Origin of the sequence: Pseudomonas abietaniphila (assembly GCF_900100795.1) — a bacterium.
In the GTDB taxonomy this organism is placed as follows: Bacteria; Pseudomonadota; Gammaproteobacteria; order Pseudomonadales; family Pseudomonadaceae; genus Aquipseudomonas; species Aquipseudomonas abietaniphila.
This window is the reverse complement of the sequence record NZ_FNCO01000014.1, coordinates 58,130-71,965: the sequence shown is the minus strand read 5'-3', so window position 1 is coordinate 71,965 and position 13,836 is coordinate 58,130. Positions and strand designations below refer to the sequence as shown.

The window sequence follows — 13,836 nt, the reverse complement described above, 5'->3', positions numbered from 1 at the left end:
ATTCCTGTCACTGGCGGAGCACAAAACCTGTGGGAGTCAGCTTGCTGACGAATGCGGTGTGTCATTCATCCTTGATGAAACTGGCTCACTCCCATCGCGAGCAACCTGATGGTTCCCACGCTCCGCGTGGTAACCCATTCAATGACGCTCCGCGTCATCCGGGATATGGCGCATGCTGTCAGGCATTCGCCACTCAAGAAACGGACTGACACCACTGGTCTGAGAACCATAGAACCTCCCACAGGGCCGGTACTTAGCCGACATCCAGTGACCGTTTCCTCGCCCCCGCAGACGCGGTCCTTAATTCCCCTTGAACAACGCCGCCTGGCCTTCAGGCGACGTGAACATCCCTTCGCCGTTATGGCCGACGCCCTTCACCTCGATCAGACGCTGGTTCAGGCCTTCCGGATGGCGCTTGGTCAGGTAATCGAAGTAGTTATGCCCCCGCACCAGCCGGTTCGGCCCTTGTGCTTCTGCGCCGCAATCCTTGTCCAGCGCAGGATGGTTCGGGTCGGTGTCCAGTTCGCCCAACAGATACGTGACGTCGCGTTTCACATAGCCGGCTTCAAGCCCTGCGGCGGTTTCCTTGTCCGCGTAGGCGGGCAGTTTATTCAGGCCGTATTTCCAGGTGTCGAACGTCGGACACGTCGCCGCATCGACCGGCACGGGTCGCGTGGCGTCGAAATACGCGTACGACGACGGGTTGGCGATTACGTAACGCAGCTTGATGCCTTCCTTCTTCAGCAACGCGTCTTCCTTGCCGCCAATCAACGCATAGCGCTGCACCACCTGAGCGCCCCCGGAATGCCCGGCAATCACGATTTCTTTCAGGTTCGGGAACAGTTTGCTGTCGCTCAAACGCTTGAGGATGTGGTCGATGACCACGAACGAGCTGATCGGCTTGACGCCGGTTGACTTGGAACCGAGTGATTTATCACCGGCCATCCAGTCATTGCCGTGCCAGCGCAGGATCGTTTCCGGCAAATGGTGCGCGGCGATGTCTTTCTCATCGAGAAACTGCGGCGCGATCAGCAGGGTTTTGGACCGCTGCTTGGACTGGTTCGCCGCGCGCTCGACGCTGCGCAGATAGGTCTGTGCGTTGCGCAGGCGCCCGTGAAACACAATGACCACCCGCTGAATCTGAGGGCTAGGGCGCACCCAGCTCTGACTCAGCCCCAGCGTGGCCTGGGACGTTCCATTGATCAGCAGCCGGTCGGGGCTGATGGATTTGACCGCCTGATCCGCAGCATGAGCCGTCACGCTCATCAGGGTGCCCAACAACAGGATCGAAAGCGGTTTCATCATGTGATCAGAGGCTCTTGGCGGCGAATGTATCGCATTGGTTGATTTGTCCTTGGGCAAAACCTGTCTTGAACCAGCGCACGCGCTGGGCAGACGTCCCGTGGGTGAACGAGTCCGGTACTACACGCCCTTGGTTCTGTTGCTGCAAGCGGTCATCGCCAATGGCGTTGGCGGCGTTCAGCGCCTCTTCAATATCACCGGGCTCAAGCCAGTTCAAACGCTTTTGTGCGTTCGCGGCCCAAACACCGGCCAGGCAGTCAGCTTGCAGCTCCTGACGCACCAACAGACCGTTGTCGCCCTCCATGCGCATGCCACGCTGGCGGGCGGCGTCAACTTTAGCTGAAACCCCTAGCAAGGTCTGCACATGATGGCCAACTTCATGTGCAATCACGTAAGCCTGAGCGAAATCCCCTGCCGCTTTGAACCTTTGCGTCATTTCCCGGAAGAAATCCATGTCCAGGTAAACGCGCTGATCGCCGGGGCAATAAAACGGCCCGCTGGCTGACGTCGCATAGCCGCAGGCCGACTGGACCTGACCACGGAACAGGATCAGGGTCGGATTTTTGTACTGCCGCCCGCCTTGTTGAAAGATCTGTCCCCAGGTGTCCTCGGTGTCCCCGAGGATCGCCCGCACGAAATCCGCCTGCTCATCATTGGCGGGCGGCGCCTGCCGCGTTTGCGGATTGACCGCCGACGTCTGCTGCGTGCCCACCTGACCGGTGAGCTGCCCGAGAATCTGCATCGGGTCCTGCCCGGTCAACAGGCCGATGGCGACGATGATCACAATCCCGCCGATCCCCAGCCCCTTGCCCCCAATGCGCATGCCGCCACCGCCACCACCACCGGTGTCGTCGCGTGCGTCGACGACGTTGTCACTGCGACGTCCTTTTTTCCAGAGCATGGAGGAATCCTCTTTTTGTCGTGTAGGAAGTGTAGACGGCGAGGGAGGTGCGGCGTCTGACTGTTGGGACTAAGAGGGGGCGGAGCGGGGAATGGTTCAGAGCATGCCTTCTTAACGTCGGGGCATGCGCCGAAGGAAGGGATATCAAGAAGTTTTTATAAAGTAATACAGCGCGGCCATCGCGCTCACGTTCGTCAAAAGCCAACCATATAGGCCCCATATCCACCATTTCAACCGGCGGGGAATATTGAGGTGAGCGTCTTTGGTTATGTGGCCCTTGCGGTACATGACTCCCGGCATGTAGATAACCATAAACACCATATTCAGTCGCATATGTCTGCCAAAGATGCCGCCTTGCCAAAGCGTTTTAGTGTCGGAGATGCACCGGCATCCGGACAAACGTGTTTCCAGCAAATCGATTTGTTTAGAGGTGAAGCACATCAGCAGGATCAGGTTGCTCCACATGGAGACTCCCCAAAACAAACATAACAGGCCCAAGACTGGCATTATGGCCTCCACTCATAAATCATTTCGCCCATACCCTCGCCAATCGCCTCACCTGCAACTCCCCCTGCGTATCCGCCCATCGTAGCGGCGACGATCCCGCACCCGATTGCACCAACACCAGCGGTCGTCACGCCGAAGATGATCATACAAACCGGTACCAGCACTACAGTCCCGAAACCCCCTCCTCCCATTCCACCCGCAACACCCATAACCAGCTTCGACCCCTCAACATATTTCGCCTTGCGGCACATCTCCTCCCTCCCGGTCGAGCACGCTTCTTTGATTTCCAGATGCGTGGACCACGCATTCAACCCAATCCCGACCGGCGTTCCCATTCGCAACAATTTCGAAGCCTTGGCGATGTGACCAAGCCGCTGCGAGTACCCGCGAAGCTCCTGGGTGTGCAGGTAACTTTTCGTCGAGATGCCGAGCATCTTTTTGATCGAGCCCTTGTTGTGCATTCCTGTGCCCCAGCGGGCAATGCCCTCGAGCTGGGTGTCGAGTTTGGTGAAGAGCACTTTGCGCTGGTTGATGAATTCCTGGCGGGCAATCGGGGTGCCGCGTTTGAGGGACAGTCGATACAGCCGTTCGATATCCTGCAGCGTTTGTTCAACGCCCTTGAGGTGGGTGTTCCAGCTTCCGGAGGTTGAGCCCAGGCCCAGCGATCCGTAACCGAGCATCTGCTGCAGCAGGTCGTAGTTCTTGATGATGTCGCCATCGGCCCTGGCCTGGTTCCCGAACAGGGAATGATGAGTGCCGTAGGCCAGGCGCACCATTTCGGCTTCTTCGGCCGAGATCTTCGGGGTCGATTCGTCGCCCACCACGATGAGCTGACCGGGCATGACCATGGTGTTGCGGATGTAAGCATTGAGCGCGTCGAATTTTGCGCCGCCACTTACGTTCGATTTGAGGGTGGGGTAGTGCTGAAACTGATCGTTGATGAACACATAAGGCTTGCTGCCGACGGCCATTTTCCTGTCCCTGAAGAATGCGAGCGGGGCAGGATAGGGAAAAGGGCAGGGTACTTACGATGCGCTGGGACGCGCTTTCAGAAAATTCAGAACGTCCCTACTTTTGTGAGAGGAGACTTCCTACGCATCACCCTGCTCAGCCTTCACCGAACTGATGAACGCCTGCATCGCCGACGACTGGATGCGATGACGACGCGTGATCAACCCATACGGCGGCAGGCGGGCTTCAAAGCTGATCGGCAGGACTGCCAGCAAATCGCGCCCGGCGTAATCTTCGACCACCGACACCGGGGTGATGCCGAGCATGTCGGTCTGCTGTACGAGTGAGAGCAGGGTCATGATCGAGGTGGTTTCGACGATGCTGTTGGGGATGTCGACCCGCGCGTTGTGGAACACTTGATTGACGATCGCGCGCATCGGGCTTGGGTGCTGTTGCAGCACCCAGGTTTCATTTTGCAGCGCCGACCAGCTCAGGTCCTTGGCCTGCACCAACGGGTTTTTCGCGCCGGCAATCACACACAGTTCTTCTTCGCCCAGGCTGTCGAACAGCAGTTCTTCGGCGCGTGCGCCGCCGGGAATCCGCCCCAACACCACGTCGAGTTGATCCTGCAGCAAGGCCTGGACGAGTACGTCACTGGTGTCGACCTGAATGCTCATCGACAGGCGCGGATGGCTCTGTTTGAGGTTGGCGATGGTGCGTGTCAGCAAGCCCGACGCCAGTGCGGGAATCGCACCGACCGCCACACGGCCCAGGTTGCCCGACTCCAGCGCCACCAGCTCCTCGCGCATGCCGCTCAACTCGGCGAAGACCATGCGCGCGTAGTAGATGACCGTTTCGCCGAAGGGCGTCGGGCGCATGCCGCGTGGCAGACGCTCGAACAGTTCGACACCGAGCAGATCCTCGGCTTCGTGCAGCATCTTGGTGGCTGCCGGCTGGGTCATGCCGATGTTGTCGGCGGCGCGACGCAGCGAGCCGAATTCCTGCAAGGCCAGCATCAGCCGCAACTGGCGCAAGCGCAGGCGGCTGTGGATAACGTTGGCCTCGGGAATCTTGGTCATGGGATTGGCTCGCGTGAAAGACTGCGGCGAGCCTGACAAGAACTGCAGGGCATTTCCAGCATTGCTTGTCATCACAGCGTTTTCGGTTTGATTGCGTGACGATTACGCCAACCGAAGGCGGCTTTGATGCCACCCGAGATCAACGGCCAGAACAGCATCAACAGCGCGGCGGTGGTCAGGCTGCCGACCAACGGGTTGGACCAGAAGATGCCCAGTTGCCCGTCCGAGAACAGCATCGACTGACGGAACGCGTCTTCAGCCTTGTCGCCCAACACGGCGGCCAGCACCAGCGGCGCAATCGGATAGCCGAGCTTTTTGAACAGATACCCCAGCGCCCCGAAGCCCAGCATCAACATCACGTCGAACATCGAGTTATGCACCGAGTACGCACCGATGGCACAGACCATGATGATGATCGGGGCAATGATCGAGAACGGGATGCGCAGGATCGATGCAAACAACGGCACCGTCGCCAACACCACCAGCAGACTGACCACGTTGCCCAGGTACATGCTGGCGATCAGACCCCAGACAAAATCATGCTGCTCGGCGAACAGGGTAGGGCCGGGGTGCAGACCCCAGATCATCAAGCCGCCCAACATGACCGCAGCGGTGGCCGATCCTGGAATGCCCAGCGTCAGCATCGGCAGCAGCGCACTGGTGCCGGCTGCATGGTCGGCGGTTTCCGGGGCGATGACGCCCTCGATTTCGCCTTTGCCAAAGTTGTCGCGGTTTTTCGAGAAACGGCGGGCGATGCTGTAGCTCATGAACGACGCAGCGGTCGGGCCACCGGGGGTGACGCCCATCCAGCAACCGACGAGGGTGCTGCGCAGGATCGTGAACCAGTAACGCGGCAGTTTCGCCCAGGTGCGCAAGATCACCATCGGCGTGATGCGTGCGTGTTCACCCCGGAAAACCAGCCCTTCCTCAACAGTGCAGAGGATCTCGCCAATCCCGAACAGGCCGATGACCGCCACTTCGAAACTGATGCCGGTCATCAACGCCGGTTGATCGAACGTCAGGCGCAGGTTGCCGGAGACGGTGTCCATGCCGACCGCCGCCATGGCAAAGCCGATCATCATCGCGACCACGGTTTTCAGCGGTGGGTTCTTGCTCATGCCGATGAAGGTGCAGAACGCCAGCAGGTACACCGCGAAGAACTCCGGCGAACTGAAGGTCATGGCGAACGCAGCGATGCGCGTCGAAAGAAAGGTCAACAGCAGCACGCCAGCCAGCGCACCGATCAGCGCGGAACTGAATGCAGCGGTCAGCGCTTCAGCGGCGCGGCCTTCGCGGGCCATCGGGTAGCCGTCGAAGGTCGTCGCGACCGATGACGGCTCACCGGGAATATTGAACAGGATCGAGGTGATCGACCCGCCGAACAGCGCCCCCCAGTACATGCACGAGAGCAGGATGATCGCCGACACCGGCGACATGGTGAAGGTGAGCGGCAACAGCAATGCCACGCCGTTGGGTGCGCCCAGCCCTGGTAATACGCCGACCAGAATACCCAGCAGCACACCGATGACCATCAGCCCGATATGACCGGGTGTGAGGATCAGGTTCATGCCTTGCAACAAAGAATCGAATTCGCTCATTTCAGCGATCTCCCGGCCATGGCGATCAGGTCGCCCAAAGGGCCTGCGTCCAGCGGCACCTTGAACCACAGGTCGAAGATCAAGAAGCTGGCGAGCACCGCGCCGATCGACACGGTGCCTATCATGATCAGGCCATAGGGCTTGGCGCGGACTTTGTCACGCCACATGAACCAGGCGATGAACACGGCCGAGGCCAGGTAGATGCCGGTGAAGGGCATGGCGCAGACGAACAGGGCAATCGGGATGAACACCGACAGCACCTGACGGAATTCGCCACGGCTGACGAAACTGATGCTCAGCGGCTTCCAGCGAATGAACGTCAACACGCCGTTCGCCACGCTGGCGGTGGCCAGCAGCAGGCCAATGTAAAAGGGGAAATAGCCCGGCTCGGGACCGGCGTCGCCCCAGCCGATGCCTTGCTCGATGCTGCCGAACATCACCACCGCACCGATCAACAGGGTGAACGCGGCCAGGCCGAGCTCCACCCAGCGGGTGCCGACCAGCGAGGTCGAGTGAGAAGAATGGGACATGAAACACCTCCAGCGAGTGACTGCCGCGCGCCTTGATCGTCGGGCACGCGGCAGCAGGGCGGATCAGTTGCGCAGCCAGCCAGCTTCCTTGAACACCGGGGTGACGCGCGCAGTGTCCTTCTCGATGTAGGCGGTCAGTTGATCGCCCTCCAGGAAGGTCGGCACCAACGCGTTCTGCGTCACGTAGGCCTTGAACTCAGGTGTCTGCGACACCTTGCGCATCAGGTCGATGTAAAAGGTGCGCTGTTCGGCCGTCACATTGCCCGGCATGAAGATCGTGCGCGGAAAACGGTACTGGTCGATGCCCAGTCCGGCTTCGTGACAGGTGGGGACGTCGGCCCAGGATTTATCGCCTGCGACTTTCTCGGTGTAGCCCATGCGGTCCTTACTGAACACGCACAGCGGTTGCACCTGATCGCCGCGCCATTGGCTGATGCTCTCGGCGGGGTTATTTACGTTGGCGGCGATGTGTTTGCCCGCCAGTTGCGTGGCGGCCTCGCTGCCGCTCTTGAACGGTATGTAGACCAGCTTGGTGTTGTTGGTCTGGTTGAGCAGCAGGGTCAGGGTCTGGTCGACGTCCTTGGACTGACTGCCCCCCATGCGCATGCTCGACGGATCGGTCTTGACCGCTTCGTAGAAGCTTTTGGCGTCCTTCCACGGCGCGTCTTTGTAGGTCCAGAGAATGAAGTCATCTTCGGCGACGGCAGCAACGGGGGTCAGCTCCTGCCATTCGTAGCCGAGCTTGGAGACCAAAGGCAGCAGGTAAATATTGTTGGTGGCGATGACCAGTTTATCGGCGTCGCCCTTGGAGACTTTCATGTCGAGGAAGGCTTCGGCGCCATTGCCGCCGCCCTTGTTCAGGACGATGGTGTTCACATCCAGAAACTTGTGGGTGCTGATGATCGACTGAATGAGTCGGCCCAGTTGATCGGTGCCGCCGCCAGGACCACCGGCCACGACGATCTCGACGTTCTTGTCAGGTTGCCATGCGGCGAGGGCGAGGGTGGGAAGTGCTGTGGCGCACATCAGCGTGCAACCGAGCAGCAGACGTGACGCGCGTCGAAAAGATGCGGTTCGCATGGTGATCCTCATTTTTGTAGTTGTTATGAGTGGCTGTCGTGTCGATCAGCCATGCGCCGAGTGTGTGAAAGTTGCTATGTCGCGTCTACTCAAAACATCACATACACCGATAGCCTGAGGTTATAGCGGCGCAGGGGTGAGGGTGGATGAGCCCACACCCAAGGTCAGTACGTTGGCGGTCCGGGGCATGGGCGGCAGCGATTCTCCAGAGGCGGCCGCCCACTTGCTGAGCGGCTGCAAGATGCAGAACAGGATGGGCGGCTCGCTGTGCTCGTTACATCTTGAAATTAAGGACCAGTTGATTGAGCCCGACTGCCAGTTGCGACAGTTCCGAACTGGCCGCGGACGTCTGGTTGGCACCGGCCGAGGTCTGCAGCGACAGATCGCGAATGCTGGTCAGGTTGCGGTCCACTTCGCGCGCGACGTGTGCCTGCTCTTCGGTCGCCGTGGCAATGCTGGTGTTGCGTTCATTGATTTGCACGATGGCCGCTGAGATGTCCGCCAGCGCACGGCCGGCGGCTTCTGCGACTTCGAGGCTCGCTCGGGCCTTCTCGCTGCTTTGGCCCATGGCGGTGACGGCCTTGCTGGCACCGGCCTGAATGGAGCCGATCATCTTCTCGATTTCCGCGGTCGATTGCTGGGTGCGGTGGGCCAGGGCGCGCACTTCGTCGGCCACCACCGCGAAACCGCGTCCGGCTTCGCCCGCGCGGGCGGCCTCGATGGCAGCGTTGAGCGCCAGCAGGTTGGTCTGGTCGGCGATGCCGCGAATCACATCCAGCACGGCGCTGATGTTCTGTACTTCACCCGCCAGACCGTCGATCTCGACCGCCGTGGCGCCGACCGTGCTGTGCAGCTCGTGAATTACCTGCAGGGTCTCATCCACACGACGTGTCCCGTTCTCGGCAGACTGGGTGGAGTGGCGCGCCGCCTCGCTAGCGTGCGCGGCATTGCGTGCGACCTCTTCCACGGCCGTGCTCATCTGATTGATCGCGGTGGCCGCCTGATTGATTTCGTCGTCCTGACGCTGGATACCGCGCAAGGCGTCTTCGGTGACCGCGTTCATTTCTTCGGAGGTCGAAGCCAACTGGTTCGACGAATGGGATAGCTCGGACAAGGTGGTGCGCAGGTTCTGTTGCATCACCGCCAGTGCCGCCAGCAGGCGGCCGGGTTCGTCTTTACCGTCAACGACGATCGGTTTGCCCAGATCGTTGTCGGCAATCTGCTGAGCCACGGCCAGTGCCTTCTGGATCGGCGTTGTCAGGCTGCGGGTGAAGAGCGTGGCCAGCAGCAGCGTTGCAACCAGTGCGATCAGGATCGCTGCGATGACCACTTGGCTCGCCTGTGCGTAGGTGTCATCAGCAGCAGCATCAGAGGCATCCATCTTCTCGCGAGCCAACTGCGAGACGGTTGCAATGTTTTTGGCCAGGATCTCCGCTGCCCGCGTCTGCTCTCCTTCCGGTCGGGTCATCGCGGTAATGATCTCCTCACGCTTCTGTGCGACGGCCTGCAGATAACGGGCATGAACCTCAAGATAGGCTGACATGCTGCGCGTCATCTCCTCGTAAGCCTTCAGACCCTGAGCGGTGAGGAGCAGTGGCTTAAGCTCAAGGACGTCTTTTTCCAGATCCTGACGACCCTGATCGACGCGTTTTCGTGCATCTGCTCTCGCGTCTTCAGTCTGCGCGGCTCGCAGGCCGGTATTGCCCAAGCGAATGCTCAGCAGATCGCTTCTGATCTGATCGATCGTGAGCAGGGTGGGCAGCACGTTGTCCTGCAGCAGTTCTCTGGCATCCTTCAGCCGCGAGGCCTGCTGCAGGGAAAACAGCCCGACGACTGTAATCAACAGGGCGAAGAAGCCAAAACAGATCAATGATCGGGGTGCGATATTCAGACTGCGCAGATTCATTGTGAAGAGCCTATTCATATACATGTATTGCCCTATCGACCTGAAACGTTTCAGCTTTAGGGCAGATTGCCATCTGATTTGGCGGTTTTGCTCTCCGCAGAGTGGTTAACGGGCCTTGAGGCGCTGAAAAAAACAAACGCTAGGCCCTCATCGAGGAGGGCCTGGCTTCCGTTCTTTCTGGATGATTAAGGGGAGCGGTCGCCCGATTCCAGAATGGATCACTTCTTCCCCGCCACACCGAATCACTGTTCATCCGGTTGCGATAGTCAGGGATGCGCGGCGTCAGGCCTGCGAGTGGATTCAGGGATTGATGTGCGAGTTCCTGATGAGTGAACAGCGAATATCCCGGACCCGCCGCTATACCCTCCAGCTATCACCCTATCTCCACTTTTGATTAGACGGTTATCGCTGAGCCTTCGATAGTGATGGCCACGACGGGTGATCTCACAGAAGATCGCCAACAATAAAAACAACAACATTGAGGTACGCACCCATGGCTCGCAGCAGCGCCGACGTGAACCTGTCCGCGACAGGTGAACCGTATGCCCCTCCCGTTTCCAGCGTTGCCTCCGGGGCCAAAGCCAGTACGGTGCGGTGGCGGATCTTCGCAATCATCTTCGTGTTGACCATGGTCAACCTGATCGACCGGGTTTCGCTGTCCATCGCGATGCCGACCATCGCCAAGGAATTCACCCTCTCACCTGCGATGCAGGGTTTGATCCTCAGCAGTTTCTTCTGGGCCTACGCGCTGTTGCAGATCCCCGGGGGCTGGATGATCGACCGCTTTGGGCCGCGCCGTGTGATCACGTGGTCGACCGGATTGTGGGGCACGTTCCAGGTGTTGGCCGGTTTTGCCACGGGCGGCGCGTCGTTGTTGTTCGCCCGGATGTTTCTGGGGGCTGCGGAAGCGCCTCTGTTTCCGTCGGGCGGCAAGCTGATTTCGCTGTGGCTGGCGCCAAGCGAGCGCAGCCGTGGTGCGGTGATGATGGACAGTGGCAGTCCGCTGGGCGTAGCGCTGGGTGGGTTGATCATCGCCTTCCTGATCGTGTCGCTGGACTCCTGGCGCTCGGCCTTTGTGATCGCCGGGGTCGCGACGCTGTTGTTGGGCTGGGTGTCGTGGCGGTATCTGCGTGACGACCCTTCGGTTCACCCGCAGGTCAACGAAGCGGAGCTGGCGAAAATCAATGAAGGCCGTGAAACCCCGGCGGCTGAAGCGGCGCGGGCCAAGGTCAAAGGTCTGGGCATCGCCGCTCGCTCGCTGACGGGCCTGCTCATCGGCCGCTCGACCTGGGCGATGGTGTATTTCGGTTTGCTGACCTGGGGGCCGAGCTACCTGGCTCAAGCACGAGGCTTCGACATCAAGGGCATCGGTTTCGCAACGTTCGTGATTTTCATCTGCGGTTCTCTGGGCTCGCTGACCGGCGGTTTTCTCTGCGACGGCCTGATTCGCAAGGGCGTGCGCCGGGGTGTGGCGGTCAAAGGCTTGCTGACCTTCTCGGGTGTGATTGCCCTGGGTGCCTTGCTGTTGTTGCCGCAACTGAGCGATCCGATTGGCGCAGTGGCATTGCTGGCAATGACGGCGTTCTTCCTGATGTGGGGCAGCCTCTACTGGAGCTTCCCGGCATTGCTCGCGGCACCGGCCCGGGTCGGCCTGATCGGCGGGGTGATGAACCTGGCGGGCAGCATCGGCGGCATCTTCGTACCCATTTTGGTGGGCCTGATCCTGCAATACTTCGGCGGTTTCGGTGCGGTGCTCGGGTTCTTCGCGGTCTGCGCTGCGCTGTTCGTCCTCGCCACCCTGCTGATCGGCCTCGACGGCGAGCGTGAGGTGAGCAATGGCTGAGGAGGTCTACAGCGGCCCGATCGTCGACGCCCATCATCATTTCTGGGACCCGCAGACCAACCACCATCCGTGGCTTGCAGAGGGGGCAAACATCCCGTTCCGCTACGGTGACTATTCGGCGATCAAGCGGCGTTACCTGCCACCCGAGTACTTCGCCGATGTGGGCGAGCACAATGTGGTGCAGACGGTCTACGTCGAGACCGAGTGGGACCCGAGCGACCCGATCGGTGAAACCCGTTTCATCGAGCAGATCGCCGCGCGGTACGGCGTCCCCAATGCGGTCGTCGCGCAGGCCTGGCTCGATCATCCGGATGCGATTGCCGTGCTCGCCGAGCAGGCGTTGTTCGCCAGCGTCCGCAGCGTGCGGCACAAACCCGGTGGCCCTGCGTCGCCAAACGAGGTGGGCTCGCAACACACATTGATGAGCAATGAACACTGGCGCCGCAGTTACGCGACCTTGCACGACCTGGGCCTGCGTTTCGACCTGCAGACGCCGTGGTGGAACCTGCCGGAAGCCGGGTTGCTGGCGCGGGACTTTCCGGACACGACGCTGATTCTCAACCACGCCGGGCTGCCGTCGGATCGCAGCACCGAAGGCCTGGCAGGGTGGCATGGGGCGATGGCGAAACTGGCCGAGCAACCCAACGTGATCGTGAAAATCTCCGGCCTCGGTTTGCCCGGCAAACGCTGGAGCGTTCAGGACAATGGCTGGATCGTGCGCGAGATCATCGCGATGTTCGGCACTGACCGGGCGATGTTCGCCAGCAACTTCCCGGTCGACAGCCTGTGCGGCTCGTTCGACGACATCTACAGCGGTTTCAAACACATCGTTCGTGATCTGCCGCGCGCCGATCAGGAGCGTCTTTTCTACAGTAACGCGCAGCGTATTTACCGTTGCGAGCCGTGCGCCGTGGACCGTCCGCGGCAAGAACACATGAGGAGTCAGGCATGAATAAAACCCGAATTGCGATGGTGCTCGGTGACCCGGCAGGCATCGGCCCGGAATTGATCGCGCGTCTGCTCAGCGATGAAAAGGTCCGCAGTCAGGCGCAGGTGGTCCTGATCGCCGATGAAGCCGAAATGCGTCGGGGCATGGACCTTGCCGGGCTGTCGTTCCCTTATCGACAGATCGATTCACTGGACACGCTGGATTTCACTGACGACACGCCGTTGTTTTACAACTTCCGTGGGGACGCGGTGGGCGAGTTCCCGCGCAGCGAAGCCAGCGCCATTGGCGGCCGTTACTGCCTGGACACCCTGAAGATCGCGGTTGAGCTGACGGCCGCAAAAGTCACCAATGCGGTGTTGTTCGGGCCGTTGAACAAAACCTCGCTGCACATGGCGGGCATGGATCACAACGACGAGTTGCACTGGTTTGCCGAGCTGTTGGGCTTCACCGGGCCGTTCTGCGAATTCAACGTGATGGATAACCTGTGGACCTCTCGCGTGACCTCCCACGTTGCGCTGTCAGCGGTGCCGGGCATGTTGAGTCAGGAGCGGGTGGTCGAGGCGATTCGGCTGATCGATACCGCGCTCAAACGCAACGGTCTGAAAGCGCCGCGCATCGGTGTCTGCGGACTGAACCCGCACAACGGCGACAACGGTTCGTTCGGACGCGAGGAAATCGACATCATCGGTCCGGCAGTCAAAACCGCCCAGGCGCAGGGCATGAATGCAGACGGACCGTATCCGGGCGATACGATTTTCTTGAAAGTGCAGGGCGACGCCAACGCGTTCGATGCGGTGGTGACGATGTACCACGACCAGGGGCAGATCGCGATCAAGCTGATGGGCTTTTCTCGCGGGGTAACGGTGCAGGGCGGGTTGCCGATTCCGATCACCACGCCAGCGCACGGCACGGCGTTTGATATTGCGGGCCAGGGCAAGGCGAACGTCGGTGCTATCCGCCAGGCCTTCGAAATCGCCTGCAGGATGGGGCAGAGCAACGTTTAACGGTTCGGGCCTTCGGGCTGAGTGAAAAAAGACCACGTTTTTGCCGCAGGACGTTAGATGAGCGTCCTGCGGTTTTTTTTGTCTGGATTTCGGTGGTGTCTGGACCGACGTCATCGCGGGCAAGCGCGCTCCTACAGGTGGGCGTTGTGATGGTTCCTACGCTCTGCGTCCGAGGTTGCCTGTGAC

Annotated in this window: 12 protein-coding genes; 3 read left to right on the top strand and 9 right to left on the bottom strand. The window is 60.3% G+C overall.

Annotated features, from left to right (window positions below):
* Nucleotides 1-300 precede the first annotated feature (300 nt).
* The 9 genes from BLS87_RS23750 to BLS87_RS23710 all read right to left on the bottom strand — a co-directional run bounded on the left by BLS87_RS23750 (nucleotide 301) and on the right by BLS87_RS23710 (nucleotide 9,854).
* Nucleotides 301-1,305 carry a hypothetical protein gene (locus BLS87_RS23750; RefSeq protein ID WP_074756284.1) on the bottom strand — a complete coding sequence of 335 codons (1,005 nt, stop codon included), beginning with the start codon at nucleotides 1,303-1,305 and terminating at the stop codon, nucleotides 301-303.
* A gap of 4 nt (nucleotides 1,306-1,309) precedes the next feature.
* Nucleotides 1,310-2,203, bottom strand: a complete 894-nt coding sequence (ypfJ, locus tag BLS87_RS23745; RefSeq protein WP_074756282.1) for a KPN_02809 family neutral zinc metallopeptidase — start codon at nucleotides 2,201-2,203, stop codon at nucleotides 1,310-1,312.
* Between the two features lie 144 nt (nucleotides 2,204-2,347).
* The gene (locus tag BLS87_RS23740) at nucleotides 2,348-2,668 is read right to left on the bottom strand and encodes a hypothetical protein (RefSeq protein WP_143024470.1); all 321 of its coding nucleotides are present in this window, start codon (nucleotides 2,666-2,668) and stop codon (nucleotides 2,348-2,350) included.
* A 41-nt stretch (nucleotides 2,669-2,709) separates the two neighbouring features.
* Nucleotides 2,710-3,681, bottom strand: coding sequence for a hypothetical protein (locus tag BLS87_RS23735; protein ID WP_074756278.1), 972 nt, complete (start codon nucleotides 3,679-3,681; stop codon nucleotides 2,710-2,712).
* 120 nt (nucleotides 3,682-3,801) lie between these two features.
* Nucleotides 3,802-4,740: a LysR family transcriptional regulator gene (locus BLS87_RS23730; RefSeq protein WP_074756527.1), complete on the bottom strand. Its 939-nt coding sequence runs from the start codon at nucleotides 4,738-4,740 to the stop codon at nucleotides 3,802-3,804.
* A 71-nt stretch (nucleotides 4,741-4,811) separates the two neighbouring features.
* Nucleotides 4,812-6,338, bottom strand: a complete 1,527-nt coding sequence (locus BLS87_RS23725; protein WP_074756276.1) for a tripartite tricarboxylate transporter permease — start codon at nucleotides 6,336-6,338, stop codon at nucleotides 4,812-4,814.
* A complete protein-coding gene (locus BLS87_RS23720; RefSeq protein ID WP_074756274.1) occupies nucleotides 6,335-6,868 on the bottom strand; it encodes a tripartite tricarboxylate transporter TctB family protein in 534 nt (177 codons plus the stop codon). Before BLS87_RS23720 ends, BLS87_RS23725 begins: the two co-directional genes overlap by 4 nt.
* A gap of 63 nt (nucleotides 6,869-6,931) precedes the next feature.
* A complete protein-coding gene (locus tag BLS87_RS23715; RefSeq protein ID WP_074756272.1) occupies nucleotides 6,932-7,948 on the bottom strand; it encodes a Bug family tripartite tricarboxylate transporter substrate binding protein in 1,017 nt (338 codons plus the stop codon).
* Nucleotides 7,949-8,222: 274 nt separating this feature from the next.
* Nucleotides 8,223-9,854: a methyl-accepting chemotaxis protein gene (locus tag BLS87_RS23710; RefSeq protein ID WP_074756270.1), complete on the bottom strand. Its 1,632-nt coding sequence runs from the start codon at nucleotides 9,852-9,854 to the stop codon at nucleotides 8,223-8,225.
* 493 nt (nucleotides 9,855-10,347) lie between these two features.
* On the opposite strand from BLS87_RS23710, the gene BLS87_RS23705 reads away from it, so the two are divergent.
* Genes BLS87_RS23705 through BLS87_RS23695 form a run of 3 tightly spaced genes read left to right on the top strand, consistent with a single transcriptional unit; the run spans nucleotide 10,348 to nucleotide 13,650 of the window.
* A complete protein-coding gene (locus BLS87_RS23705; protein ID WP_074756268.1) occupies nucleotides 10,348-11,697 on the top strand; it encodes an MFS transporter in 1,350 nt (449 codons plus the stop codon).
* Entirely contained in the window at nucleotides 11,690-12,649 is a 960-nt protein-coding gene (locus BLS87_RS23700) for an amidohydrolase family protein (RefSeq protein WP_074756266.1), read from the top strand. Before BLS87_RS23705 ends, BLS87_RS23700 begins: the two co-directional genes overlap by 8 nt.
* The gene (locus tag BLS87_RS23695; protein WP_074756264.1) at nucleotides 12,646-13,650 is read left to right on the top strand and encodes a 4-hydroxythreonine-4-phosphate dehydrogenase PdxA; all 1,005 of its coding nucleotides are present in this window, start codon (nucleotides 12,646-12,648) and stop codon (nucleotides 13,648-13,650) included. The genes BLS87_RS23700 and BLS87_RS23695 overlap by 4 nt, the downstream gene beginning before the upstream one ends.
* Nucleotides 13,651-13,836: the final 186 nt, after the last annotated feature.